The organism is Paraburkholderia sp. BR13439, from assembly GCF_040948805.1.
GTDB lineage: Bacteria > Pseudomonadota > Gammaproteobacteria > Burkholderiales > Burkholderiaceae > Paraburkholderia > Paraburkholderia youngii.
This window is the reverse complement of the sequence record NZ_JBFPKN010000008.1, coordinates 142,904-169,891: the sequence shown is the minus strand read 5'-3', so window position 1 is coordinate 169,891 and position 26,988 is coordinate 142,904. Positions and strand designations below refer to the sequence as shown.

Here is a 26,988-nt window from a genome sequence, read left to right as displayed (position 1 = left end):
GCTTAGAGGTCGAGCAGCAGACGTGCCGGATCTTCCAGCGCGTCCTTCATCGCGACCAGCGACAGCACTGCTTCACGGCCGTCGATGATACGGTGGTCGTACGACAGCGCGAGGTAGTTCATCGGGCGGATCACGATCTGGCCGTTTTCGACCACAGCGCGTTCCTTGGTGGCGTGCACGCCGAGAATCGCGGATTGCGGCGGGTTGATGATCGGGGTCGACAGCATCGAGCCGAATACACCGCCGTTCGAGATCGAGAACGTACCGCCGGTCATTTCTTCGATCGACAGCTTGCCGTCCTTCGCCTTCTGGCCGAATTCGGCGATCTTCTTCTCGATGTCGGCGAGGCTCAGCTGATCTGCATTGCGCAGGATCGGCACCACCAGACCGCGCGGCGAACCGACCGCGATACCGATGTCGAAGTAGCCGTGATAGACGATGTCGTTACCGTCGATCGACGCGTTCACGAGCGGGAACTTCTTCAGCGCATGAACAGCCGCCTTCACGAAGAACGACATGAAGCCGAGCTTCACGCCGTGTTCCTTCTCGAACTTGTCCTTGTACTTGTTGCGCAGATCCATGACCGGCGCCATGTTCACTTCGTTGAACGTCGTGAGGATGGCGTTGGTTTGCTGCGACTCGAGCAGACGCTCGGCGATACGCGCACGCAGACGCGACATCGGCACGCGCTGTTCCGGACGGTCCTTCAGCCACTGGTCGGCCGATGCCGGAGCCTTGACGTCCGGCAGCGACGGCTTCGCAGCCTTCGGTGCGGCAGCCGGAGCCGGAGCCGGTGCAGCCTTGGCAGCCGGAGCGCCTGCGGTCAGCACGTCGCCCTTGGTGATGCGGCCGTCGCGGCCGGTGCCGGCGACGTCGCCAGCAGCCAGACCCTTCTCGGCCATCAGCTTGCCGGCAGCCGGCGAAGCAGCGGTGTTCGAGCCTGTTGCGGCGGCAGCCGCAGTTGTCGACTGAGCCGCCGGCGCGGGAGCCGCTGCGGCGACCGGAGCCGGCTTCACTTCGGCTTCGACAGCGGCGGCGCCTGCGGTGCCTTCGGTGTCGATCTTCGCGATCACCTGGTCCGCCGTGACCGTGTCGCCGTCGTTCGAGATGACTTGCGCGAGCACGCCTGCTGCCGGAGCCGGCACTTCGAGCACGACCTTGTCGGTCTCGATTTCGATGAGGATTTCGTCCTGAGCGACAGCCTCGCCCGGCTTCTTCTTCCACTGCAGCATGGTCGCTTCCGAGACCGACTCGGAGAGCTGGGGAACCTTGACTTCAACAATAGCCATTATGAGTATCCTGAATACGTATCGGGTGACGGCGCTTCATCGCGACCGCCTGCGAACCACGAGCGCCGCGCCTGAATCTCATGGGATCGTTCGGCGCGGCGCGGGAAAACGCACTGCGTTTTCCCGGGCTCGTCTGTTTCTTTACTTGGCGATCGACGCGCTCTTGAGGCGGCCGAAAGCGCCTTCGACCAGCGCCTTCTGCTGCTCGTAGTGCTTCGCGTAGTAGCCCACCGCAGGCGAAGCCGAAGCCGGACGGCCGCTGTACGCCAGCTTCTGTCCTTCCTTCATGCCTTCCTTCAGATGGTGCTCGATGTAGAACCACGGGCCCTGATTCTGCGGCTCGTCCTGCACCCACACCACTTCGGTTGCGTTGTCGTACTTCTTCATTTCCGCTTCGAACTGCTTGTGAGCGAACGGATACAGCTGTTCGATACGGACGATCGCGACGTCGTTCACCTTCGCTTCGCGGCGATGCGCGACCAGGTCGTAGTACACGCGGCCCGAGCAGACCAGCACGCGCTTGACCTTCTTCGCGTCGATGGTTTCGTCCACTTCGCCAATCACCGGCTGGAACGAACCCTTCGCGAGTTCCGACAGATCCGACACGGCTTCCTTGTGACGCAGCAGCGACTTCGGCGTTGCGACGATCAGCGGCTTGCGGAACAGACGGATCATCTGGCGACGCAGCAGGTGGAAGATCTGCGCCGGCGTGGTCGGCTGTACGACCTGCATGTTGTGGTCTGCGCACAGTTGCAGGAAACGCTCGATACGCGCCGACGAGTGTTCCGGACCCTGGCCTTCGTAGCCATGCGGCAGCAGCATGGTCAGGCCCGACACGCGGCCCCACTTCACTTCGCCCGACGAGATGAACTGGTCGATCACGACCTGCGCGCCGTTCACGAAGTCGCCGAACTGCGCTTCCCACGCGACGAACGTATTCGGTTCAGCGGTCGAGTAACCGTATTCGAAGCCGAGCACCGCTTCTTCCGACAGCACCGAGTCGATCACCGTGAACTTCGCCTGACCTTCGGCGATGTTCTGCAGCGGCACGTACGTGCCGTCGTTCCAGCGCTCGCGGTTCTGGTCGTGCAGCACCGCGTGACGGTGCGTGAACGTGCCGCGGCCCGAATCCTGACCGGTCAGGCGCACCGCGTAACCGGATGCGACCAGCGATGCGAACGCGAGGTGCTCGCCCATGCCCCAGTCGAGCTTCGCTTCGCCGCGGCCCATGGCGCGACGGTCGTTGATCACGCGCTCGACGAGCGGGTGAACCTTGAAGTTTTCCGGAATCGTGGTGATGCGCTCGGCGAGGCGCTTCAGTTCCGCGAGCGGCACGGCCGTGTCGGCCGCGTCGGTCCACTTGCGGTTCAGGAACGGAACCCAGTCCACCGCGTACTTGCTCTTGTAGTTCGAGAGCACCGGGTCGATCGTGTGATGGCCTTCGTCCATCGCCTTGCGGTAGGCCTTGACGAATTCATCGCCTTCGTCGGCCTTGATGACGCCCTGCTGCACGAGCTTTTCAGCGTACAGCGCGCGCGTGCCCGGGTGCTTCGAGATCGTCTTGTACATCAGCGGCTGCGTGACCGCCGGGGTGTCCTGCTCGTTGTGGCCGAGCTTGCGGAAGCAGACGATGTCGACGACGACGTCCTTGTGGAACTGCATGCGGAAGTCGATCGCCATCTGGATGGCCAGTACGACCGCTTCGGGATCGTCACCGTTCACGTGCAGCACCGGCGCTTCGATCATCTTGACGACGTCCGAGCAGTACAACGTGGAGCGCGAATCGCGCGGGTCCGACGTCGTGAAGCCGATCTGGTTGTTGATGACGATGTGCAGCGTGCCGTGCGTGCCGTAACCGCGCGTTTGCGCGAGGTTCAGCGTTTCCATCACGACGCCCTGGCCTGCGAACGCCGCGTCGCCGTGGATCTGCACCGGCAGCACCTGGATGCCGTTTTCGTCGCCGCGGCGGTCCATACGCGCTTTCGCCGAGCCCTCGACCACCGGGTTGACGATTTCGAGGTGCGACGGGTTGAACGCGAGCGACAGGTGAACCGGACTGCCTTCGGTCGCGACGTCCGACGAGAAGCCCTTGTGGTACTTCACGTCGCCGGCCGGCAGATCGTCGACGTGCTTGCCTTCGAATTCGGCGAACAGGTCGGCCGGCATCTTGCCGAGCGTGTTGACCAGCACGTTCAGACGGCCACGGTGAGCCATCGCGATGACGATTTCCTGAACGCCGCGCAGACCGCCGTGACGCACGACTTCGTCCATCGCCGCGATGAAGCTTTCGCCGCCTTCGAGCGAGAAGCGCTTCTGGCCGACGTACTTGGTGTGCAGGAAACGCTCGAGGCCTTCAGCGGCCGTCAGGCGGTTCAGGATGTGCTTCTTTTTGTCGTTGCTGAAGTTCGGCGTCGAACGGATCGATTCGAGGCGTTCCTTCCACCAGCGCTTCTGTTCGGGATCGCTGATGTACATGTACTCGGCGCCGATCGTGCCGCAGTACGTGTCGCGCAGGGCTTTGACGATCTCGCGCAGCGTCGCGCGCTCGAACCCGAAGTACAGATTGGTTGCGCTGAACTCCTGGTCCATGTCGGCTTCGGTGAAGTCGTAGAACGCGGGTTCAAGTTCGGGGATCGCGGGACGTTCGCGGCGCTTCAGAGGATCGAGATTGGCCCATTGCGAGCCGAGGAAGCGATATGCGCCGATGAGGGACTGGACGTAAACCTGTTTGCGGGCGGTTGCGAGATCTTCGCCGCCGGTAGTTGCGCGCGGCAGGAAGGCATTGGCCTTGGCACGCTGTGCAAACGATTCGACGATCGGGCCGTGGGCCACGTCGTTGGCGTTGCTGCCGTCCGATGCGGGGACGTTCTGCAACGCATCGAAATAGCTGCGCCAGGTCTCGGGCACTGACGCCGGATTATCGAGATACGCTTCGTACATTTCTTCAACGTACGGAGCATTGCCGCCGAACAGATAAGAGTTCGACTGGAATTGCTTCATCATTTTTACGCTCACCTTTCTTCGAGTTTCTCGAGAAATAGCGGGTTACAGAACCTTCCGCGACACGGCCTGACCGTTTAGCGGATTGCGCGAATCAAGTCTTGCTTGGAAGGACCTAAAACTTTGCACCCGGGAGCATAGCACAGAACGAATAGCCCAGATAGCGGACAGCACGCGCGGCAAAGCCAGTGATGGCGGGCGTTTCACGGGTGACGGGGTGCTTCTTCACAGCGCGCAATAGTGTTCTGTGGAAAATGAGAAGGCAAATTGCGCAATAGGTGTCTACACCTGTGCCGCCCGGAAAGTGCCGGGCATCATGCAGCGCCACAAGTGTCGATGCGCCGAAAACGAAAAAGCCACCCGAAGGTGGCTTCCGTTGCCTGCTATCCAGACGGATTCGAAACCCGCTTATTCGCCGGCAACCTTGTTGCGGCTCGCGCTGCGGCGCTCATGTTCCTTCAGGTAGCGCTTGCGCAGACGGATCGACTTCGGCGTGACTTCGACCAGTTCGTCGTCGTCGATGAACTCGACCGCGTATTCGAGCGACAGCTGAACCGGCGGCACGAGACGCACGGCTTCATCGGTGCCCGACGCGCGCACGTTGGTGAGCTGCTTGCCCTTGATCGGGTTCACGACGAGGTCGTTGTCGCGGCTGTGGATGCCGATGATCATGCCTTCATACAGCGCCTCGCCCGGCGACACGAACATGCGGCCGCGATCCTGCAGCTTCCACAGTGCGTACGCGACTGCCGCGCCGTCGTCCTGCGAGATCAGCACGCCGTTGCGACGCTCGCCGACCGCGCCTTCCTTGACCGGCTGGTATGAATCGAACGTGTGGCTCATCAGACCCGTGCCGCGCGTCAGCGTGAGGAATTCCGACTGGAAGCCGATCAGACCACGTGCCGAAATACGGTACTCGAGACGCGTGCGGCCACGGCCGTCCGACGCCATGTCGAGCATTTCGCCCTTGCGGCGGCCGAGTTCTTCCATCACGCCGCCCTGGTGGGTGTCCTCCATGTCGACGGTCAGGTTTTCGTACGGCTCGTGCTTCTCGCCGTTGATTTCCTGCATCACGACACGCGGACGCGACACGGCCAGCTCGTAGCCTTCGCGGCGCATGTTTTCGACCAGAATGGTCAGGTGCAGCTCACCGCGGCCTGCCACTTCGAATGTGGTTTCGTCGCCGGTATCGCGCACGCGCAGCGCGACGTTGTGGTTCAGCTCTTTCATCAGGCGATCGCGAATCTGACGGCTCGTGACGAACTTGCCTTCGCGGCCCGCGAGCGGCGACGAGTTGACGAGGAAGTTCATCGTCAGCGTGGGTTCGTCGACGGTGATCATCGGCAGCGCTTCCGGCTGCTCCGGCGAGCAGATCGTCACGCCGATGCCGACTTCCTCGATACCGTTGATCAGCACGATGTCGCCCGCTTCAGCCGAATCGACCTGCACGCGATCGAGACCCTTGAACGACAGCACCTGGTTGATCTTGCGATTGAGGATTTCGCCTTCAGGGCCCGAGCGCACCGCGACGGCCATGCCCGGCTTGATGCGGCCGCGCGTGATACGGCCAATGCCGATACGGCCGACGTACGACGAGTAGTCGAGCGACGTGATCTGCAGTTGCAGCGGACCTTCCGGGTCGGCCGGGCGCACCGGCACGTGCTGAAGGATTGCCTCGAACAGCGGACGCATGTCGCCGTCGCGCACGTCAGGCGTAAGACCCGCATAGCCGTTCAGCCCCGATGCGTAGACGATCGGGAAGTCGAGCTGCTCTTCGCTCGCGCCGAGCTTGTCGAACAGGTCGAAGGTCTGGTTGATCACCCAGTCGACCCGCGCGCCCGGACGGTCGACCTTGTTGATCACGACGATCGGCTTCAGGCCGAGCGCGAGCGCTTTCTTCGTGACGAAGCGGGTTTGCGGCATCGGGCCTTCCACCGCGTCGACGAGCAGCAGCACCGAGTCGACCATCGACAGCACGCGCTCCACTTCGCCGCCGAAGTCGGCGTGCCCCGGCGTGTCGACAATATTGATGTGCGTGCCTTCGTACTCCACCGCGCAGTTCTTCGACAGGATCGTGATGCCGCGCTCTTTTTCGATGTCGTTCGAGTCCATCACGCGCTCGGCGATCTGCTGGTTCTCGCGGAACGTGGCGGTCTGACGGAGGAGCTGATCGACGAGCGTGGTCTTGCCGTGGTCGACGTGAGCAATGATGGCGATGTTGCGTAGGGCGCGGGTCATAGGAAACCTGAAGACGGTTGAGTGCGCCGCTTGCTTATGCTGCTGGTTGACGAGCCAATCCACGACAACAAGCCCAAAGCGCACTTTTGGGAACCCAAAATTATAGCACGCGCGGATGATCCTTTCTGGTATTCCCCGATAGACCGTACGCCCTCCGCGTCCCCGCTGACTTCGCGAATACCGCGTCGCCCGCGCCCTACGCCGATCCGTACGGCATCCGACTTGAGCAGGAAATAATCCTTGCATAAGCTGTATTTACGCTTGTCGTGTCAATCAACAGCCAGCTATACTAATGCCTAGTCAACCATTGCAATCGCACGAGAATCATGACGGAGCCGTCCAACGAACCCACGCCGGATCTCAGCGAGTATCAACTCGGCGAAAGCGTCGGTTATCTCATCTCGCGGGTGAAATCGACTCTGCACAATCTGGTTACGCAGCGCAGCATGGCCGAACTCGGCATCACTAGCCAGCAAGGCAGCATCCTGTTCATGGTGGCGAGCGGCAAATGCCTGCTCGCGGCCGAGTTGGCGCGTGAATATGGTATCGACGCAAGCGCCGTCACGCGCCTGATCGACCGGCTCGAAAAGCGTGGCCTGCTCAAGCGGGTGCGCAGCAACGAAGACCGGCGCGTCGTGCGCCTCGCCTTGACGCCGGAAGGCAATGCGATCGCGGCCCGCATGCCGGCAATTTTCAACGGCGTGCTCGATACCCTGCTGAACGGGTTCACCCCGGAGGAAGTGGGCTTCCTGAAGAGCATGCTGCGCCGCGTGCTCGCCAATTCCGGCGAACACACGGGACTTTCCCGCGATGCCTCAAGCCATCCCGATAACAAATCGTAATAGCTTGCTTGCTGCGTCCATCAATACATTCCACTCAAAGAAGAGTCGAGCGATGAAATCCCTTTCCCTGTCCGCGCCCGCGCTGTCGAGCCGGGCTGCTGTCGCCGCCGCGGTGACGGCGCTCGCCCTCACAGGCTGCGCGAACTACTTCGGCGTCAAGAGCGACAAGCAGATCGCCTCGCCGACGCAGTATGAGTCGACGCAGAGTCTGCCCAACGAGGGCGGCCAATGGCCATCGCTCGACTGGGCCAACCAGTTCGGGGACCCGCAACTGCCGAAGCTGATCGCGGAAGCGCTCGAGGGCAGCCCGTCGATCGCCCAGGCGCAGGCGCGGCTCGCGAAGGCTTCGTCGTATATCGAAAGCTCGCGCTCGGCGCTGTTCCCGAAGGCCGAACTAAGCTATTCGTGGACCCGCGAACTGTACTCGGCGAACGCCCTCTTCCCGCCTCCGTTCGGCGGCACCTGGTTTAGCGAGAACAACGTGCTCGCGAGCGCGTCGTGGGATCTTGACCTGTGGGGCAAGAATCGTCAGCGCCTCGGCCAGGCCGTGTCGCAGCAGAAAGCCGCCGAAGCCGACATGCAGCAGGCGCGCGTAACGCTCGCCGCGTCGGTCGCGAGCACCTACAATCAGCTCGCGCAGTTGTACGCGTTCCGCGACATCGCCGCGCGTGAAATCGCGAACCGCCAGGACGTCGGCCGTATCACGGATAACCGCGTGACGGCCGGTCTCGACACCAACGTCGAGAAGCAGACCGCCGCCGGCAACATCGCGACGAGCCAGTCGAACCTGACCGACCTCGACGGCCAGATCACCGTCGTGCGCTACCAGTTGGGCGCGCTGCTCGGCAAAGGCCCGGACCGGGGCCTGCAGATCGACAAGCCGGTGCTCACCGGCGGCAACGTGGTCGCGCTGCCGGACAACATCCCGGCCGACCTCGTGGCGCGTCGTGCGGACATCGTCGCCGCGCGCTGGCAGGTCGAGGCCGCGATGCACGACGTCAAGGAAGCGAAAGCCGAGTTCTTTCCGGACGTGAATCTCGCGGCCGGCTTCGGCTTCGACGCCTTCGGCTGGGGCCGTTTCCTGACCTCGTCGAGCCGTCAGATCCAGTTCGGCCCAGCGATCCATCTGCCGCTCTTCGACGCCGGCGCGTTGCGCGCGCAGTTGAAGGGCCGCTACGCCGACTTCGAGGGCGACGTCGCGAACTACAACCAGACGCTGATCAACGCGCTGCAGGACGTGTCCACGCAGGTGTCGTCGATCCGCTCGATCGACCGCCAGGAAGGCGACGCCCAGCGCGCGCTCGAGGCGTCGAGCAAGGCGTACCAGCTGGCCGTGATCCGCTATAAGGCCGGGCTGTCGCCGCAACTGCAGGTGCTGACCGCGGACGACAACCGCCTCGCCGCAGAGCAGACGGTCACCGGTCTGCAGATGCGCCGCCGCAGTCTGCAGATCGGCCTGATCAAGGCACTGGGCGGCGGCTTCGACGCGACCCAGACCGGTCTCGTCGTGCCGACCGATGCTCCCGCATCGGCCAACGCCGCGAACCACGCCACGAGCACCGCCGCGAACTGAGCGAGACCGCCCGCGCCGACCCACACGCATACACACGAACACCCGAATAAACGACGTCGTTCAAAAGAACCCGGAGCACATCAATGAGCACCCCCCAGCAGCCCGCCACTCCACCGCAAGCGGCCAACAACGGCAAACGCAAGCGCATGATGACGCTGCTCGTCATCGTGATCCTGATTGCCGCGGTCGCGTACGGCCTCTACTACTTCCTCGACGCACGCTTCCATGAAGACACCGACGACGCCTACGTGAGCGGCAACGTCGTGCAGATCACGCCGCAGGTCACGGGCACCGTGATCGCGGTCAATGCGGACGACACCCAGGTCGTCAAGGCCGGCGACCCGCTCGTCGTGCTCGACCCGGCCGACGCGCGCGTCGCGCTCGAACAGGCCGAGGCCAATCTTGCGCAGGTGGTGCGCCAGGTGCGTGGCCTGTTCGCCGACGACAGCCAGTACGAAGCGCGGGTCGCAGCGAGCCAGGCCGACCTGTCGCGAGCACAGGACGACCTGAAGCGCCGGATGACGGTGGCGCAGACCGGCGCTGTATCGCAGGAAGAAATCTCGCACGCACGCGACGCCGTGAAGAGCGCACAAGCCGCGCTCGACGCCGCCAAACAGCAACTCGCGGCCAACCGCGCGCTGACCGCGAACACCACGATCGCCAATCACCCGAACGTGCAGGCCGCCGCCGCGAAGCTGCGCGACGCGTACCTGAACCACGCTCGCAATACGCTGCCCGCGCCGGTCACCGGCTATGTCGCGAAACGCTCGGTGCAGGTCGGCCAGCGCGTATCGCCGGGCACGCCGCTGATGGCGATCGTGCCGCTGCACGACGTGTGGGTCGACGCGAACTTCAAGGAAGTGCAACTGAAGCACATGCGCATCGGCCAGCCGGTCGAACTGACGGCCGACGTCTACGGCTCGTCGGTGCCCTATCACGGCAAGGTGATCGGCTTCTCGGCCGGCACGGGCTCGGCGTTCTCGCTGCTGCCAGCGCAGAACGCGACCGGCAACTGGATCAAGGTCGTGCAGCGTCTGCCGGTGCGTATTTCGCTCGATCCGCAGGAACTGGAGAAGCATCCGCTGCGTATCGGCCTGTCGATGCAGGCTGACGTGAACATCAAGGACGACACCGGTGGCCAGCTCGGTCAGGCGCCGTCCACGGCTTACCAGACCAACGTCTTCGACAAGTACGGCGCGGAAGCCGACGCGGAAATCGCGCGGATCATCGCGGAAAACGCTGGCCAGAACGCGAACGGCGGCGCGCAGAAGTCGACCGCGGCGAGCGCCGCGGCTGCCACGAAACCGGCAGCCCATAAGAGCTAAGGCTCCGCCCGACGATTCCTAGAAGGCTCTTTTAATGGCTCAGGCTCAGGCGCAAGTCCCTCACCCGCCGCTCGAGGGCGCGCAACTGGTGATCGGCACCATCGCGGTGTCGCTCGCCGTGTTCATGAACGTGCTGGACACGTCGATCGCCAACGTGTCGATCCCGTCGATTTCCGGCGACCTCGGCGTGTCGTCCGACCAGGGCACTTGGGTGATCACGTCGTTCGCGGTGGCCAACGCGATCTCGGTACCGCTGACCGGCTGGCTCACCGACCGCATCGGCCAGGTGCGGCTGTTCATGGCGTCCATCGTGCTGTTCGTGCTGTCGTCATGGATGTGCGGGCTGTCGCCGAACCTGCCGTTCCTGCTCGCGTCGCGCGTGCTGCAAGGCGCGGTGGCCGGCCCGATGATCCCGCTGTCGCAAACGCTGCTGCTCGCGAGCTATCCGCGCGCGAAGGCGCCAATGGCGCTATCGATGTGGGCGATGACCACGCTGATCGCGCCGGTTGCCGGTCCGATTCTCGGCGGCTGGATTTCCGACAACATCTCGTGGCCGTGGATCTTCTACGTCAACATTCCGGTCGGCGCGGTCGCGGCGGCCGCGACGTGGATGATCTTCCGTAACCGCGACTCGGTGATCAAGAAGGCGCCAATCGACGGCGTCGGCCTCGGTCTTCTGATCGTCTGGGTCGGCTCGCTTCAGGTCATGCTCGACAAGGGCAAGGACCTCGACTGGTTCTCGTCGACGACGATCGTCGTGCTCGCGCTCGTCGCGGTGATCGCGCTCGCGTTTTTCATCGTGTGGGAGCTGACGGCCGAGCATCCGGTGGTTGACCTGTCGCTGTTCAGCCGGCGTAACTTCACCGGCGGCACGATCGCGTTGTCGATCGGCTATGGGCTTTACTTCGGCAATCTCGTGCTGTTGCCGCTGTGGCTGCAGACCGATATCGGCTATACCGCGACCGAAGCGGGACTCGTGATGGCGCCCGTCGGCGTGTTCGCGATCCTGTTGTCGCCGATCACCGGCAAGGTGTTGCCGCGCACCGATCCGCGCTATATCGCGACGCTGTCGTTCCTGATTTTCGCGCTGTGTTTCTGGATGCGCTCGCGCTATACGACGGGCGTCGATACGTACTCACTGATGCTGCCGACGCTGATTCAGGGAATCGGCATGGCCGGCTTCTTTATTCCGCTCGTGTCGATCACGCTGTCGGGTTTGCCGGGCCATCGGATTCCGGCGGCCTCGGGGCTGTCGAACTTCGTGCGGATCATGTGCGGCGGTATCGGCACGTCGATTTTCCAGACCGCGTGGGATCACCGCACGATCATGCATCACGCACAACTGACCGAGCAGGCGAACGCTTACAACCCGGTGTTTGGTCAGTCGATTCATCAGATGGGCGCAGCGGGCCTGGATCAACAGCAGACCTATGGTCTCTTCAATACCATGGTCACGCAGCAGGCCGCGCAGCTCGGCGTGAACGATCTGTTCTTCATTTCGGCCGGTATTTTTGTCGCGCTGATCGCGCTGATCTGGATCACGCGGCCGGAACGGGCGGGCGGTGACTCGGGAGCGGCGGCGGCTGCGGCGCATTGAGTGGGTTGCTCGCGGTGTTGCTTGAGTTCGACCCGCTCCACTGTAGGGCATAAAAAAGCGGGATCGCACGATGGCGTTCCCGCTTTTTTATTGTCCGCGCCGTGCTGGCAAAACGGCGGCCTCTAGCTCTCCGTCGTCACGACCAGACGTTCGGGTGCGAGCACGCCTTCGCCCGGTTTCGCGACCCCCAGAAGCCGACCTTGCGCCGAGTACACCCTCACGCGCGGGGCCTTCACGGCATCGGCGGCGATCGTCAACGACGACAGCTTCAGGCGCTGGCCGTGCAAGAAGCGACGCGTGTCGTCGTCGTTCAGCGTGACCTGCGGGAACGTCGACAGCAACGCGTCGACCGGTTGCAGCCATGCGTCGCGTTCGGGTAGGGTCGCGTCGCTCAACGCATCGAGCGTGACCGAATGATCGAGCGTCAGCGCGCCGACGCCCGTACGGCGCAGCGCGACCAGATGCGCGCCGCAGCCGAGCGCCTCGCCGATATCCTCGGCAAGCGTGCGCACGTACGTGCCCTTGCTGCACGTCACGCGAAACGTGACATCCGGCAGCGCGCACGCAATCGGCTCGAGCGCGTGAATCGTCACGTGCCGCCCTTCGCGCTCGACCGTTTGGCCGGCGCGCGCGTACTCATACAGCGGCTTGCCGTCGCGCTTGAGCGCCGAGTACATCGGCGGAACCTGAACGATCTCGCCGATGAATCTCGGCAAGGCCGCCCGCACCGCCGCTTCGTCGCAGTCGACGGCGCGGATGTCGAGCGCCTCGCCCTCGGCATCGCCGGTGGTCGTGCGGATGCCGAGGCGCATCGTGGCCTCGTAGGTCTTGTCGGCTTCCAGCAGGTCTTGCGAAAACTTGGTCGCCTCGCCGAAACACAGCGGCAGCAAGCCGGTAGCGAGCGGATCGAGCGTGCCGGTGTGGCCTGCCTTTTTGGCCAGATAGAGACGTTTCGCGCGAACCAGCGCGTCGTTGCTCGACAGGCCGAGCGGCTTGTCGAGGAGCAGCACGCCGTCGAGCGCGCGACGCGGCACGCGGGGGCGTTGAGGTGCGGTCATGTCGAGGGAGGCAGAACGTTCGGGAAACACGAAAAACGGGCGCCGCGCGCTACACGGAACGCGACGGCATGGCAGACGCTCAGTCGTCTTTCGCGCGCGTGGAATTTGCCTCGTCGATCAACCGCGACATCTCCACGGCGCGCTCGATCGTCTTGTCGTAGTGGAAATGCAGCGTCGGCACCGTATGGATATGCAGGCGCTTGAACAGCAGATTGCGCAGATGGCCGGCCGCGTGCGTCAGCGCTTCGAGCGTCTGCTGCGGGTCGCCCGTCAGCGTCGTGAAGTAGACCTTCGCGTGCGCGTAGTCGGGTGTCAGCTCGACGCTCTGAAACGTGACGATGCCGATGCGCGGATCCTTGACCTCGCGCAGTAGCTCGGCCAGGTCGCGCTGGATCTGATCGGCGATCTGCACGTTGCGATTAGGAGTAGTACGTTTCTTAGGCATGGTGTTAAGTGCTCCGCTATAACGGATGCAAAAATTGGTTCGCACGAGCCGTGTTCGTTTTCTGTTCGATACGACGGCGTCGCGCTCGCCGCGGCCAGTGAGAGTCCATTTGCGACGAACGCGGCAACGAAGCCAGCGACAAACTCGACGCAGCGGGCTCAAAAACAACGGGCGGAGCGGGCGTCAAGCCCGTTCCGCCCGTTGTGCCGTGTCGCGTGGATTACAGCGTACGCGCGACTTCGGTGACCTCGAAGACTTCGAACTGATCGCCTTCGACGATATCGTTGAAGTTCTTGATCGACATACCGCACTCGAAGCCCTGACGGACTTCCTTCACATCGTCCTTGAAGCGCTTGAGCGAATCGAGCTCGCCCGTGAAGATGACGACGTGGTTGCGCAGCACGCGCACCGACGACGAGCGCTTGACGAAACCGTCCGTGACCATACAGCCCGCCACCGTGCCGACCTTCGGTACCTTGAAGACCTGGCGCACTTCGACCGTGCCCGTCACGACTTCGCGCTTCTCCGGCGCCAGCATGCCCGACATCGCCGCCTTCACGTCATCCACGGCGTCGTAGATGATGTTGTAGTAGCGGATATCGACGCCATTGGCTTCCGCGAGCTTGCGGGCCTGCGCATCCGCGCGGGTGTTGAAGCCGATGATGACCGCCTTCGACGCCGTCGCGAGGTTGACGTCCGACTCGCTGATGCCGCCGACCGCGCCATGCACGATCTGCACGCGCACTTCGTCGGTGGAGAGTTTCTGCAGCGACTGCACCAGCGCTTCCTGCGAACCCTGCACATCGGCCTTGACGATGAGCGGCATGTACTGCACTTCGCCTTCGCCCATCTGCTCGAGCATGGTCTCGAGCTTCGCGGCCTGCTGCTTGGCGAGCTTGACATCGCGGAACTTACCCTGACGGAACAGCGCTACTTCACGCGCCTTGCGCTCGTCCGGCATCACGATCACTTCTTCGCCTGCCTGCGGCACTTCCGACAGACCCTGGATTTCGACCGGGATCGACGGACCCGCGGACTTGGTCGGCTTGCCGGTTTCGTCGAGCATGGCCCGCACGCGACCGTAGGCGCTGCCTGCCAGCACGACGTCGCCACGGTTCAGCGTACCCGACTGGACGAGGATCGTTGCAACCGGACCCTTACCCTTGTCGAGCTTCGCTTCGATCACGAGCCCCTTGGCCGGCGATTCGACCGGTGCCTTCAATTCCAGCACTTCGGCCTGCAGCAGCACGTTTTCGAGCAGATCGTCGATGCCCGCGCCGGTCTTTGCCGACACCGGCACGAACGGCGAGTCGCCGCCGTACTCTTCCGGCACGACGCCTTCCGTGACGAGTTCCTGCTTCACGCGCTCCGGATTCGCTTCCGGCTTGTCGATCTTGTTGATCGCGACGACGAGTGGCACGCCGCCAGCCTTCGCGTGGGAGATAGCTTCCTTTGTCTGCGGCATCACGCCGTCGTCGGCGGCCACCACCAGAATCACGATGTCGGTCGCCTTCGCACCGCGGGCACGCATTGCCGTAAAGGCTTCGTGACCCGGCGTGTCGAGGAACGTGATCACGCCGCGCGGCGTGTCCACGTGGTAAGCGCCGATGTGCTGCGTAATACCGCCCGCTTCGCCTGCCGCAACCTTAGCGCGGCGGATGTAGTCGAGCAGCGAGGTCTTGCCGTGGTCGACGTGACCCATCACGGTAACGACCGGCGGACGCGGCAGCGCTTCGGCATCGCTCGCTTCGCCTTCGACCAGCATGGCTTCCGGATCGTCCAGCTTCGCCGCGAGCGCACGGTGGCCCAGTTCCTCGACGATGATCATCGCCGTTTCCTGGTCCAGCATCTGGTTGATCGTGACCATCTGGCCGAGCTTCATCATCACCTTGATGACTTCCGAAGCCTTCACCGCCATCTTGTGCGCGAGATCCGCCACCGTGATGGTTTCCGGCACGTGCACTTCACGCACGATCGGTTCGGTCGGCGCCTGGAACGTGGTGGTCTGCTCCTGATGCTTGCCACGACCCTTCGGACCGCCGCGCCAACCGCGATCGACGCCGCCGCTCGAATCGCCGCGCGTCTTGATGCCGCGGCGCTTCGCTGCGTCGTCCTGCCAGTTGCCGCCGCCCTTGCCGCCGGCGCCGGGCTTCTTCTTGTCGCCCGCGGACGGAGCGCTTGCGGGTGCCGGAGCCGCGGCTGCCGGCTTCCTGGCTGCGGGGCGAGCCGGTGCTTCGCCTGCCGGACGCGCCGGCTTGTGCAGCGTACCCTTGGCTTCGGCCGCCTTGGCAGGCTCAACGGGCTTCGGTGCCGGTTCCGGCGCCTTCACCTGCGCCTTGCGCGGCGTGTTCATCATTTCGCGAATCGCGCGCGCTTCGGCTTCGGCCGCGGCACGGCGCTTGGCGATTTCCTCCTGTTCGGCGCGCGCCTTTTCGGCAGCCACGCGCGCAGCGTCTTCCGCTTTCTTCGCAGCTTCACGTTGCGCGGCGCGTTCCGCTGCCGCGCGTTCGTCGTCCTGATCGCTTGCCTTCGCGGCAACCGGCGCAGCGGCTTGCGCCGCCGCCTGCTGAGCCTTCTCTCGAGCCGCCGCCTCGGCCGCAGCCGTTGCGCGCTTCTTCGCTTCTTCTTCCGCGCGCTGACGCTCGGCTTCCGCAGCCTGCTCGCGCGCCTGACGCTCGGCCTCTTCGCGCTCGAGTTGCTCCTGACGCGCCTTTAGCTCCTGCGCCTGCTTTTCCAGCAGCTCGGCTTCGTGACGTGCTTCTTCCTCGCGACGCTGCAGTTCGAGATCTTCGACGTCCGCGCTTTCGGCCACATGATTCGATGCATCCCCGCCTTCCGCGACGGTCTCGTCGCGGCGGACGAACGTGCGCTTCTTGCGCACCTCGACCTGAATGGTGCGAGCTTTGCCCGTCGCATCGGACTGCTTGATCTCCGACGTATGCCGGCGCGTCAGCGTGATCTTGCGCTTGTCGGCATCGTTCGAGCCATGCGACTTGCGCAAGTGATCGAGCAGACGCGCCTTGTCCGCCTCGGACAGGTTGTCGTCTTCGCTCGCTTTCTGGACGCCCGCTGCCTGCAGCTGCTCGAGCAGCACGCCAGCAGGCATTTTCAGTTCCGCGGCAAATTGGGCTACGTTGTTACTCGCCATTCATTCCTCTTAATGCAAGGACCGATTCCTTGCGGTTAGCATCGGGTCATGCGGCCTCGCGGCCGCGTTCAATTCAGTGCGCCATGGTCATTTCTCACTGGAACCAGTGTTCACGTGCTTTCATGATCAACGCCTTAGCGGCATCCTCTCCCATCCCAGTCATCTCGACCAGTTCATCCACGGCCAGCTCGGCGAGTTCGTCGCGCGTCTGGATCTGATGTTCGGCCAGTTTCGCGAGCAGGTCGGCGTCCATGCCGTCCAGGCTCTTCAGGTCGAGCGCTACATTCTCGACCTTTTCTTCGTTCGCGATCGCCATTGTCAACAGCGCGTCGCGCGAGCGGTTGCGCAGTTCGTGGACGGTGTCTTCGTCGAATGCCTCGATTTCGAGCATTTCGTTGAGCGGCACGTAGGCGATCTCTTCCAGGCTCGTGAAGCCTTCGTCGATCAGGATGTCGGCAACTTCCTCGTCGACATCGAGACGCGCCATGAACAGGTCACGCAGGACGCCGCGCTCCTGATTCTGCTTCTGCGCAGATTCGTCCGGCGTCATGATGTTGATCTGCCAGCCGGTGAGCTCGCTGGCAAGTCGCACGTTCTGGCCGCTGCGGCCGATCGCGACCGCGAGTTCGTTCTCGTCGACGACGACGTCCATCGAATGCCTTTCTTCATCGACGACGATCGACTGCACGGCTGCCGGCGCGAGCGCGCCGATCACGAACTGGGCGGGGTCTTCCGACCATAGCACGATGTCGACGTTTTCGCCACCGAGCTCGTTGCGCACTGCCTGCACACGCGAGCCGCGAATACCGACGCAGGTGCCGATCGGATCGATGCGCTTGTCATAAGCGACCACGCCGATCTTCGCGCGCACACCCGGATCGCGAGCCGCCGCCTTGATCTCGAGCAGGCCCTGCTCGATTTCCGGCACTTCCATCTCGAACAGCTTCATCAGGAATTCCGGCGCCGTACGCGACAGCTCGATCTGCGGACCACGCGCGGTGCGGTCGACCTTCGCGATATACGCGCGCACGCGGTCGCCCACGCGAAGGTTTTCCTTCGGGATCAGCTGGTCGCGGCGCAGCAGCGCTTCGACGCGGCCCGACTCGACGATGAAGTTGCCCTTGTCGAGGCGCTTCACCGAGCCGGTCATGATGTGTTCGCCGCGCTCGAGGAAGTCGTTCAGGATCTGCTCGCGCTCGGCATCGCGCACCTTCTGCAGGATCACCTGCTTGGCGGCCTGCGCGCCGATACGGCCGAATTCGATCGACGGCACCGGCTCCTCGATGAACTCGTCGAGCTGGATGTCGGGCTGCTGCTCGCGCGCCTCGAACAGCAGGATTTCCTGATCCGGCTCCTGCAGACCGGCTTCGTCCGGCACCACTTTCCAGCGGCGAAACGTTTCGTGCTCGCCGCTTTCACGGTCGATGTGGACGCGGATATCCGCATCTTCTTCGAAGAGTTTCTTGGAGGCCGAAGCGAGAGCCGCTTCGAGCGCGGCAAATACCACGTCCTTGTCGACATTCTTCTCGCGTGCCAGCGCATCCACCAGCATCAACACTTCGCGACTCATTGTTTGCGGCTCCTAAAGTCAACTTTCGGAACAAGGCGCGCCTTGTCCATGTCCGCGAGCGTGAAATCGAGCATCGCGGCGCCTTCTTTTCCTTCAAATTCCAGACCGATCGTCTCGCCCTGCGGAGCATGCAAAATACCCCGGTACGATTTCCGACCGTCCAATGGCTTTTTCAGTGTGATAACCGCTTCGCTGCCCGCGAAACGTTCAAAATCCGCCAGTTTTTTCAGCGGGCGGTCGAGACCGGGCGACGAAACTTCGAGCCGCTCGTAATCGATATTTTCGACCGTCAGAACGTGCTGGAGCTGACGCGTGACTTTCTCGCAGTCTTCGATTGCGATGCCGGCTGGCTGGTCGATATAGATACACAACATGCCGCGCCCGGTGCGCTCGAGATCGACGAGCTCGTAGCCGAGTCCCACGACCGTGGTTTCAATCAGTTCCGTCAGTTGCACAGTGCCCTCTTAGATGTTCGCGCAGCGAGCCTCGCCTCTTCTGCAAACAACCAATGCGGGCCGCGCGCCAAGCCGGCGCACGTTGGTGCGAACCCGAGATGCCGAACCACGATGAACTGAGCGGCAAAAAAAAATGGGCTGAACGCCCATCATCTTATTGCCGGTGGTCGCACCTGAGCCGCACATGAAACCGTACGCCCAGCGACTTCGCGATTGTAGCCATTTTTCGGCCCAAAGGCAATCCGCAGAACGACGGGCGATGCGCATTTCCACTTGATTTGATAGGAATCTTTCGACAATGTGGCGGCAAATCCGGGGTTTTGCAAGGTCGCGCGAGCCGTGCGGAAAGGGAGCCGGACAGGTTACGTCAGCGCGTTGCGGTGAATCGTGCTTATGGCATTCGGCGCCGTCTCGCACGGAGTTTGACGGATCGGAAAGCCGCTCGCTTGAGGGCGGCGGCATCAAATCGGCAAGAACAAAAAAACGGCTCGTCCGGCAAGCATTCCGCATTGACGTGCGTCGCGTTTGCCGAACGAGCCGCCTGAAGCGGCTGTAGCCTTGCAGGTCGTACGAACTGCACCGAAGGGTATGACCGCATCGGTACAGCGCCCCGCTTAACGGCCTCGCGAGCGACCGCGCGCCGTGCCACCACCACGATTCGCACCACCCGGACCCGCGTTACCACCGGCGCGGTTGGTGTTGCCGCCACGATTGCCACCCGGCCCGCGATTGCCGCCGCTGTTCCCGGCCGGGCCGGCACGCTTGCCGCCCGTGCGCGCACGATTGCCGTTGGGCGACGGCGCGCGATTGCCGTCGACGTCGCGGCCGCGCGGCCCCCCGCTGCCACGATTGCCTGCGCCGGCACCGAAACCAGCGCCGCTCCCCATGCCCGCACCGAAGCCGCCGCCCGCCGCGCCGCGGCGGCCCTGGCCGCGCGGCTGCTGCTCGAAGCGGCTATGCGACATCAGCACTGGCTCGCGGCTGATGAAGCCCATCGACGTCTGCATCGGATCCGGCTGACGACGCTCCGGCGCCGCATTGCGGCTACCGCGCTCCTCGGTCGGCGCCTTCAGCCCGACCGAGGCCATCAGCGCGCGCACCTGATTGTCCTCGAGCTCTTCCCAGCGGCCGCGCTTCAGACCACGCGGCAGCGAGATCGGGCCATGACGCGTGCGGATCAGCCGGCTAACCATCAGGCCGGCCGCTTCGAACATGCGGCGCACTTCGCGATTCCGCCCTTCGGCGAGCGCGACGTGGTACCAGTGATTGGTGCCTTCGCCACCACCGTCGCGGATGCGCAGGAAGTTCGCCGGGCCGTCCTCGAGTTCGACGCCGTGCAGCAGTTTCTGGCGCATACCCTCGGCCAGTTCGCCGACGACACGCACCGCATATTCGCGCTCGACGCTATAGCGCGGATGCATGAAGCGGTTCGCGAGATCGCCCGATGTGGTCAGCATCAGCAGACCTTCGGTGTTGAAGTCGAGACGCCCGACCGCAACCCACTTGGCGGTTTTCATCGGCGGCAGCTTGTCGAACACCGATGGACGGCCTTCCGGGTCCGCGTGGCTGACGATTTCGCCGGTCGGTTTGTGGTACAGCAGCACGCGCGGCGGCTTGCTGGCGAGCTTGCGCTTGACCGGCTTGCCGTTGATGCGGACCTGATCGGTCGGCATGATGCGCTGGCCGATGTGCGCCGGCTCGCCGTTCACCGACACGCGGCCGGCAATGATCAGCTCTTCCATGTCGCGGCGCGAGCCCATGCCCGCCTCGGCGAGCACCTTATGCAGCTTCGGCGCGTCGTCATCGGGCGACAACACCCGCTTCGGGCCCGCTGCCTTGCCACGGCGCAGCATCGGCGCGCGTACGCCGCCAGTCGTGGTGTTGTCGGCATCGAATGCAGGCGACGTCACGTACGAGAACAGATCGTCCTGAGCCGATTCGGTAGCCGCGGCCGCATCGGCGCCGCGTCGATTCTGGCGCTGGCCCTCACGTTGACCTTCGCGCGGCTGGCCCTCACGTTGACCTTCGCGCGGCTGACGCTCGCGCTGGCCTTCGCGCGGCGCGCCCTCGCGCTTCGCCGCGCCGCCGGCATTGCGACGTCCGCCCTGTTTCGCGCCCGCGTCCTTGTGCGGCGCACGCGCCTGGGCGCCAACCTCGCCGTCCGGCGGTGTTTCGGCGACGACCGGCGCGCCCTCGGCTGCCTTCGTCTTCGCGCCGGCGCGGCGTCGCGCGATCAGGCTGCGCGGCCCGCGACGCAGACCGCGGCGGGGGCGCTCTTCGCCCTCTGCTTCCGCGCCGTGAGCCGGGCGCTCGCCCTCGCCTGCCGACGCTTGCGTAGTGCGTTCGTCGGTCCGCGCCGACGGCACGGGGCGCTCGGATTCGGACGAATCGGTGTCGTGGGTATGTGTCAAAACAACCTCAAAATGTCAGGTCGCGCGCGCCCGTTGCGGGCGCGGCAAAAAAGTTCGGTTACGTCAGGCGCTGCGCGACTCGGTTTCGTCGTCGGTCAGAAAACCTGCGTCCTGCGCGGCATCGCGGCGATCCTCGGGACCGTCGTGCGCCGCCTCGATCGGGTTCGGCTCGGCGGCGTGCTCCGTACTGCGAGCCACGCCCGAGTCGTGCGCGGGTGTTGCCGGATCGGTCGGGGTGACCGGATCTTGATGCTGTGCCGAACCGGCGACGCTGGTCTGCGTTGCCGTGGGTGCCGGTTCGGGCTGTTGTTGCGTGCCGTGCGGCGCGCTCGACGCGTCTGATGCACTTGACGCATTCGTCGTGCCGGACTGCCCAGTCGCTTCTGCACGGGGCTCCGACTCGAACGTCGACGCGGCTACGGTCTCGGGCGGCGCTGCTGCAAATCCCGACGCCGACTGCTGCCCCGCTTCCGGCGAAGCCGGCTCGCCCGCGTCACCCGCCATGTCGAGTCCTGCATCCTGATCTGGCAGCGGCACGCTATGCGCGTCGCCTTCGGCAAATTCGATTGCGTGCTGACCCAGCAGATCCGCGTTCAGTTGCGCGGACGGATCGGCCAGCGGCGGCAATTCGTCGAGCGCTGTTAGGCCAAGGTCGTCGAGGAACTGACGCGTGGTCGCATACAGCGCTGGACGCCCCGGCACGTCGCGATGACCGATCACCTCGATCCAGCCGCGATCCTCGAGCTGCTTGACGACCTGCGTATTCACCGTCACACCGCGAATTTCTTCGATATCGCCCCGCGTCACCGGTTGCCGGTAGGCAATGATCGCGAGCGTTTCGAGCACCGCGCGCGAATATTTCGGCGGTTTTTCCGGATGCAGTCGATCGAGATACGAACGCATCGCGGGCTTGCTTTGAAACCGCCAGCCCGACGCCAGCCCGACCAACTCCACACCGCGCCCGGACCAGTCCCGCTTCAGGTCTTCGAGCAAAGTCCGAACAGTGTCTGCCGACACGCCGTCGGCAAAGAGCTTGCGCAATTCGCCGAGCTTTAACGGCTCCTGCGCGCAGATCAAGGCAGTCTCGAGGACGATCTTCGCCTCTTGGGTATTCATGCAGCTAGGTCAGACCCTGTGGTCAAAGAACCGGATCAAACAGACGATGTGGAACTGAAGACGCGCTCGCCCGATTCTGATCGGTCATATTGATGGGAGCACGCACCGGGGGGTGGCGAACAGACTTATCGAGCCAGACCCAGCCGGACGGAGCGGCGATATTCCTGAAAGGATTCGCGTGAACTGAGCGCCATATTACGCAAAAACGACCGGGGCGTAAAGCCGCGATCCTCCGTGCATCTTCTGCCGCGGCGGCGACCGGTGTGCCCGCGCTCGCCGGGACCGGGTCGCCAGTGAGAAGATTTCCACGATTCGCGGCCTTTCGCCGCTTGCGGCGCGCCAGGTCAATACGCGACGGACGCGCGACGCCATGCGCTCACGCGCCGGCGCGGCGCGCCAGAAACCGCATCAAGCGCTCGACGCCCGCATCGAGCCGCGCCGTATCGCACGCATAGCACCAGCGCACGAACCCCTCGCCTTGCGGCCCGAACGCGCTGCCCGGTGCCACGCCGAGCCCGACCTCACGCACCATCGCCTTGCACAAATCGAGACTGCGCGTCGAGCCCGGCATCGCGAAGAACAGATACATCGCGCCCAGCGGAGCCTTCACGTCGACGCCGGGAACTGTCGACAGCGCGCGCACCAGATGATCACGCGAGCTCCTCAGGTCGCGCACCAGCTCCTGCGTAAAGCGCTCGCCCTGTTCGAGCGCCGCGATGCCCGCCTGCTGCACGAACGACGGCGCGCATGACGTGTTGTACTCGACCAGCTTCGCCAGGTCATCCATCAACGCGGTCGGGGCGACGATCCAGCCAAGCCGCCACCCGGTCATCAGCCAGGCTTTCGAAAACGAATTCACGCAAATCACGCGTTCGTCGCGCGTCGCGAGATCGAGAAACGAAGGCGCCGTGCGCGCGCCGGCCGCCTGCGCCGCGTCATCACCGGGATAGTAGAGCCGCTCGTAGACCTCGTCCGCGACGATCCAGATACCGTGCCGCCGGCAGTGTTCGAGCACGGTGCGCTGGTCGTCGCGATTCATCACCCAGCCGGTCGGATTGTTCGGCGAGTTGATCATCAGCATCTTCGTGTCGGGTGTCAGCGCGGCAAGCAATTGCCCGACGTCGAGCGCCCAACCGCGTTCACCGTAGCCGAGCGCGACAGTTTCGACCTGCGCGCCGAGAATCTTCGGAATCTCGACCAGATTCGGCCATAGCGGTGTCACCGCAACGACCCGGTCACCGGCGCCGACCACCAGTTGCGCGGCGAGCATCAGCGCGTTGACGCCCGCGCTCGTAACCGCGATGTGCTCCAGTGACGTTGCGCCATGCAGCTCGCTGACGTAGCCCGCGAGCGCCGCGCGCAACGGCGCGATGCCGAGGTTGTGTGTGTAAAACGTCGCGCCGGCGGCGAGCGCGGTGCTCGCGGCGTCGCGGATGAATGCGGGTGTGACGCGGTCGGACTCGCCGAACCAGAACGGCAGCACGTCGCCGACGCCGAAACCGGCGTTCGCGACTTCCCGGATTTGTGATGGACGCAGCGCGCGCACGGCGTCGCGCGCAATCGGGATGGAGGGCACGGGCAGGTCCAATTCGCTCATCGAGGCTTCCGGGAGGGTGGAGGATAAGGGGCTCTGGGCGCAACCGCGAAGGCGTGCGCGATGACGGCGGTAGTTTAGCGCGCCGGGTGACCGGACAGCGGCGGAACGCCTGGCGGGTGCAGGACGGGCGGCGGGTCGCGCCTGGCACTACCCCACCAGTTGGACAGACCGCACACGATCCGGCCCGTTAATTCAACTCCTCGGCCCGCCCGGGCAACTGCCGGATCAGATTCCACACCGCCTCGGCCGCGGGCGACAGCGACCGGTCGCGCCGCCGCACCAACTCGACGCGGCGCTCCGCGCGCGGCACCAGCGGACGCGCGACCAGCGACGCCCCCGCCGGCAGCGGCAGCGCGAGCCACGGCAGCACGCTGATGCCGACGCCCGCCTCGACGAGCCCGAACACCGTCGCCGAATGGCCGAGTTCCTGCACCACGGTGGCGTTCACGCCCTGCGCCTGCATCACGGCGTCGATGAGCGGGCGGCTGCCGGACGCATAGTCGAGCATCACGAGTTGCTCGCCGTCGAGGTCCTTCCACGTAACCTGTTTGCGCGCGGCGAGCCGGTGATCGTCACGCGACACAATGCAGAACGAGTCGGTCATCAGCGTCTCGCTGAGCAGGTCGTCGTCGGAGAACGGACCGATGATCACGCCGAAGTCCACTTCACCCGACTTCACCTTGCGCACCACGTCGCTTTGCACGTCGTCGCGCAGGCTGAGCGTCACATAAGGAAACTGCTGCCCGCACGACGCGACCACACGCGGCATCAGCCGGCACGCGACGGTCGGGCTCGCCGCGACCACCACGCGTCCACGGCGCTGCTCGCCGATTTCGCGGATCTCGCGCAATGCGTCGTCGAGATCCGACAGCAGCCGCGACACGCTCGACACCAGATTGCCGCCGACGTCGGTTAGTTGCACTTCGCGCGTCGTGCGATCGATGAGCTTCAGGCCGATTTCGCCTTCGAGCTCGCGCACGCAGCGACTGACCGCCGACTGTGTGAGGCCGATTTCATCGCCGGCCCGACTGAAGCTTTGCAAGCGCGCCACCTCGATGAAAACCCTGAGCTGTCGCAGCGTGACATTCATTTGTCGACCTCATCAATAAGGCAATTTAATGCACATTGTAGGTTAAATCCGCGCGGCACAGCGCCAGTCACAAGGGTCCCCGCGATGCAGCAAAAAGGCGCGAACGCCCGCTGGCCGGGCCCATCTGCACAAGATTGGTGATTGTCCCGATTTGCGAGATGGGCTTTTTGGATTCATATACGGCCCTGGTTGGCGCCCGCGTTGGCCCGCCGCCACGGGGCTTTCAGGCAATCGATATCAAATTGGCACACTTCGTGCGTTATGAGACGCGCAGGGTCGGCGCCATGATTTCCGACTGAAATGGCAATCCGTGGCAAGCCCGTCCCCTTTGGCACTCGCCTATCGAGTGCATGAAGAGTGCGCGGCGCGGGGCAGCGCACCGGAGTTAGCTTCGCTGAGGTGATACATGATGCTGTTCGACGATTTGAGAGATAACGAGTGGGCGCTGGTCGAGGCTTTGTTCTGTGCCGAGCCGGCGCGCAGCGAACGGCGCGGTCGACCGCGCGTGGAAGCTCGGGCGGTGGTCAACGCCGTACTTTGGGTGTTGTCGACGGGCGAAGGCTGGTCCAAGCTGCCGGGCCGCTATCCGTCCCCGCCGACTTGCCGCCGGCGTTTCGACGAGTGGCAGGCCGATGGCACGCTCGCTGAAATTGTGAAGCGGCTCGGCACCAGCGGCCGTGAAATCTCGTTGCGCGGCAGGATCGGCGCAACGGCCGCGAAACCGCCGGCACCACCGAGCCGCGACCGTATGCGCGGCGCGTTCTGGACCAATCCAGAATCGTGGCGCGCGCCGGTCAAGATGGCCTGACGCGAAACTACGTTGTCACCGGGCGCCTGCGGGCGCCCGGTTTTTTTATCCAGCCGCCTTATTCTCGATTGCGTGCACGCCACGACCCGCCAGCATTTGACGGTCGCCGCGGGACGCCCCCTGGTTTCGCGCCCGCTTTCGGTGCGCCATCCGCACGGAGTGATCATTGCGGTCCGCCTCAGACTCGCAAACTGCCCGATAGCTCCGGGTGAAACATCCATTTACTATTAATTACAGCACCCTTTCTTACCCCGGCATAACTTAATACCTATGCAAACAGGCCTTGAGTCGCGACGGGCTCGAGGTTGAGGGGGATTTCGGAATGAAACCAATGTCACTGCTGTTGTGCGGCATTGTGATTTCATCGATGGCCGCGCCGGCATTTGCCCAACAACGCCCGCAAGGGTGGAACTGGCGCCCGGACCGTCAGGCTACGCTGGAAGCGTGGCAGCAAAGCGAGGCCCACAGTCGCGACTTCACGCCGCCCACGCCGCGAGGCGATCTGCGCGGCGATATCGCCAGCAATGTGCGGGCACGGCCCGATGCGCCGCGCGCGGACCAGCGACGGCGTTGATGTCGTGTGTCGCCGCGTGGATGGAGCGTCGGGCGACGCGGCACCAAGTCTCTCGCATTGCGTATGCACGATCGGGGAACCACCGGACGCGGCACCAGTCTGACTCAACGCCATTAGCACAGCGTGGCAGTAGTAATTCCGGTATGCCCGTATCCTCGTGATACGGGCTTTTTTTCGCCCCCGTGGCGTTGATGGCATGACAGGCGCGCAACGGCAAACGGTCGGCGCGGAACGCGTCACCGCATCGTCGATTGGGGAAGCCGAGAGTCGCCCGCGGACGCGCACAGCGACCGGCCGACGGTAGAGACCGCCCGCCGTGGGGGTGACAGGCCCGGGCGGACAGTGATTCAGATAAGCGATGAACCTTGAGCTAAGGCCTGACTTCGGCTGTCGCCGCGGACTGCGTTTCAGCCGCGCCGACAACGTAATCATTCATGCGTTGCGCTGTCCATGTGAGCAGACGCTCGTCGTGCTCGAGCCGCGCAAACTCCGCTTTGCCGCGTTCGGTGAGCACGGCGATGTCGACGGGGGCATGAAAGCCCGGCGCCGGTGCGACGGTTCGCTGACGAACGGTGTCCATCAGCCCCAGCGCGCGAAGATATTGGAAGACACCCGGCCTTCTGGCCCAGGGAACCTGGCGATATTGCGCTCGCCGCAGCGCTTCAAGTACCGCTTCGTTGGAATACGTGGTCATCTCACTTCTTTCTTAAAGTGCAGCTATGACACATTCATGCCCACGCGTCGCTGCGCCACCGGCGACGCGCGTAGCACCCGCTCCTGGTCAGAAGCTCGCCGCCTGTTCGACAGCGGATTTCCGCCAGATGCTGCCTGGTCTCGTTTTCGGAACCCCCG

General features: G+C 64.2%; 19 protein-coding genes. 6 read left to right on the top strand and 13 right to left on the bottom strand.

The features are described 5' to 3' along the window. Positions 1 to 2: 2 nt before the first annotated feature. The 3 genes from odhB to typA all read right to left on the bottom strand — a co-directional run bounded on the left by odhB (position 3) and on the right by typA (position 6,527). A complete protein-coding gene (odhB, locus tag AB3X96_RS17970) occupies positions 3 to 1,289 on the bottom strand; it encodes a 2-oxoglutarate dehydrogenase complex dihydrolipoyllysine-residue succinyltransferase (RefSeq protein ID WP_368590720.1) in 1,287 nt (428 codons plus the stop codon). 141 nt (positions 1,290 to 1,430) lie between these two features. After that, complete coding sequence (locus AB3X96_RS17965; protein ID WP_368590719.1) at positions 1,431 to 4,292, bottom strand: 2-oxoglutarate dehydrogenase E1 component; 2,862 nt, start codon at positions 4,290 to 4,292, stop codon at positions 1,431 to 1,433. Between the two features lie 405 nt (positions 4,293 to 4,697). Then, on the bottom strand, positions 4,698 to 6,527 hold the full coding sequence (gene typA / locus AB3X96_RS17960; RefSeq protein ID WP_176108910.1) for a translational GTPase TypA: 1,830 nt from the start codon (positions 6,525 to 6,527) through the stop codon (positions 4,698 to 4,700). Between the two features lie 326 nt (positions 6,528 to 6,853). On the opposite strand from typA, the gene AB3X96_RS17955 reads away from it, so the two are divergent. From AB3X96_RS17955 to AB3X96_RS17940, 4 genes are all read left to right on the top strand, one after another. Beyond that, entirely contained in the window at positions 6,854 to 7,369 is a 516-nt protein-coding gene (locus AB3X96_RS17955; protein WP_368590718.1) for a MarR family winged helix-turn-helix transcriptional regulator, read from the top strand. Between the two features lie 52 nt (positions 7,370 to 7,421). Beyond that, the gene (locus AB3X96_RS17950; RefSeq protein WP_368590717.1) at positions 7,422 to 8,942 is read left to right on the top strand and encodes an efflux transporter outer membrane subunit; all 1,521 of its coding nucleotides are present in this window, start codon (positions 7,422 to 7,424) and stop codon (positions 8,940 to 8,942) included. A gap of 83 nt (positions 8,943 to 9,025) precedes the next feature. Next, positions 9,026 to 10,267, top strand: a complete 1,242-nt coding sequence (locus AB3X96_RS17945; RefSeq protein WP_176108913.1) for an EmrA/EmrK family multidrug efflux transporter periplasmic adaptor subunit — start codon at positions 9,026 to 9,028, stop codon at positions 10,265 to 10,267. A 34-nt stretch (positions 10,268 to 10,301) separates the two neighbouring features. Further along, entirely contained in the window at positions 10,302 to 11,864 is a 1,563-nt protein-coding gene (locus AB3X96_RS17940; RefSeq protein WP_368582705.1) for a DHA2 family efflux MFS transporter permease subunit, read from the top strand. A 122-nt stretch (positions 11,865 to 11,986) separates the two neighbouring features. Here the strand turns inward: AB3X96_RS17940 and truB are convergent, their stop codons facing one another. The 9 genes from truB to AB3X96_RS17895 all read right to left on the bottom strand — a co-directional run bounded on the left by truB (position 11,987) and on the right by AB3X96_RS17895 (position 24,754). Continuing rightward, complete coding sequence (gene truB, locus AB3X96_RS17935) at positions 11,987 to 12,922, bottom strand: tRNA pseudouridine(55) synthase TruB (protein WP_368590716.1); 936 nt, start codon at positions 12,920 to 12,922, stop codon at positions 11,987 to 11,989. 79 nt (positions 12,923 to 13,001) lie between these two features. Continuing rightward, positions 13,002 to 13,367: a 30S ribosome-binding factor RbfA gene (rbfA, locus tag AB3X96_RS17930; protein ID WP_008922231.1), complete on the bottom strand. Its 366-nt coding sequence runs from the start codon at positions 13,365 to 13,367 to the stop codon at positions 13,002 to 13,004. A 220-nt stretch (positions 13,368 to 13,587) separates the two neighbouring features. Next, entirely contained in the window at positions 13,588 to 16,515 is a 2,928-nt protein-coding gene (gene infB / locus AB3X96_RS17925) for a translation initiation factor IF-2 (protein WP_368590715.1), read from the bottom strand. Between the two features lie 94 nt (positions 16,516 to 16,609). Further along, a complete protein-coding gene (gene nusA, locus AB3X96_RS17920) occupies positions 16,610 to 18,085 on the bottom strand; it encodes a transcription termination factor NusA (protein WP_176108917.1) in 1,476 nt (491 codons plus the stop codon). Then, entirely contained in the window at positions 18,082 to 18,540 is a 459-nt protein-coding gene (gene rimP / locus AB3X96_RS17915; protein ID WP_006052964.1) for a ribosome maturation factor RimP, read from the bottom strand. Before rimP ends, nusA begins: the two co-directional genes overlap by 4 nt. Before the next feature lie 614 nt (positions 18,541 to 19,154). Continuing rightward, entirely contained in the window at positions 19,155 to 20,951 is a 1,797-nt protein-coding gene (gene rluB / locus AB3X96_RS17910; protein ID WP_368590714.1) for a 23S rRNA pseudouridine(2605) synthase RluB, read from the bottom strand. A gap of 63 nt (positions 20,952 to 21,014) precedes the next feature. Then, on the bottom strand, positions 21,015 to 22,067 hold the full coding sequence (gene scpB, locus AB3X96_RS17905) for an SMC-Scp complex subunit ScpB (protein WP_368590713.1): 1,053 nt from the start codon (positions 22,065 to 22,067) through the stop codon (positions 21,015 to 21,017). A gap of 376 nt (positions 22,068 to 22,443) precedes the next feature. Further along, the gene (locus AB3X96_RS17900; RefSeq protein ID WP_368590712.1) at positions 22,444 to 23,664 is read right to left on the bottom strand and encodes a pyridoxal phosphate-dependent aminotransferase; all 1,221 of its coding nucleotides are present in this window, start codon (positions 23,662 to 23,664) and stop codon (positions 22,444 to 22,446) included. Positions 23,665 to 23,851: 187 nt separating this feature from the next. After that, entirely contained in the window at positions 23,852 to 24,754 is a 903-nt protein-coding gene (locus tag AB3X96_RS17895) for a LysR substrate-binding domain-containing protein (RefSeq protein ID WP_368590711.1), read from the bottom strand. Between the two features lie 406 nt (positions 24,755 to 25,160). On the opposite strand from AB3X96_RS17895, the gene AB3X96_RS17890 reads away from it, so the two are divergent. Both AB3X96_RS17890 and AB3X96_RS17885 read left to right on the top strand, forming a co-directional pair. Next, positions 25,161 to 25,562, top strand: a complete 402-nt coding sequence (locus AB3X96_RS17890; protein ID WP_013089147.1) for a transposase — start codon at positions 25,161 to 25,163, stop codon at positions 25,560 to 25,562. Between the two features lie 322 nt (positions 25,563 to 25,884). Beyond that, positions 25,885 to 26,136, top strand: coding sequence for a hypothetical protein (locus AB3X96_RS17885; protein WP_368590710.1), 252 nt, complete (start codon positions 25,885 to 25,887; stop codon positions 26,134 to 26,136). Positions 26,137 to 26,506: 370 nt separating this feature from the next. Here AB3X96_RS17885 and AB3X96_RS17880 read toward each other — a convergent pair whose 3' ends face one another. Beyond that, positions 26,507 to 26,830: a hypothetical protein gene (locus AB3X96_RS17880; protein WP_368590709.1), complete on the bottom strand. Its 324-nt coding sequence runs from the start codon at positions 26,828 to 26,830 to the stop codon at positions 26,507 to 26,509. Positions 26,831 to 26,988: the final 158 nt, after the last annotated feature.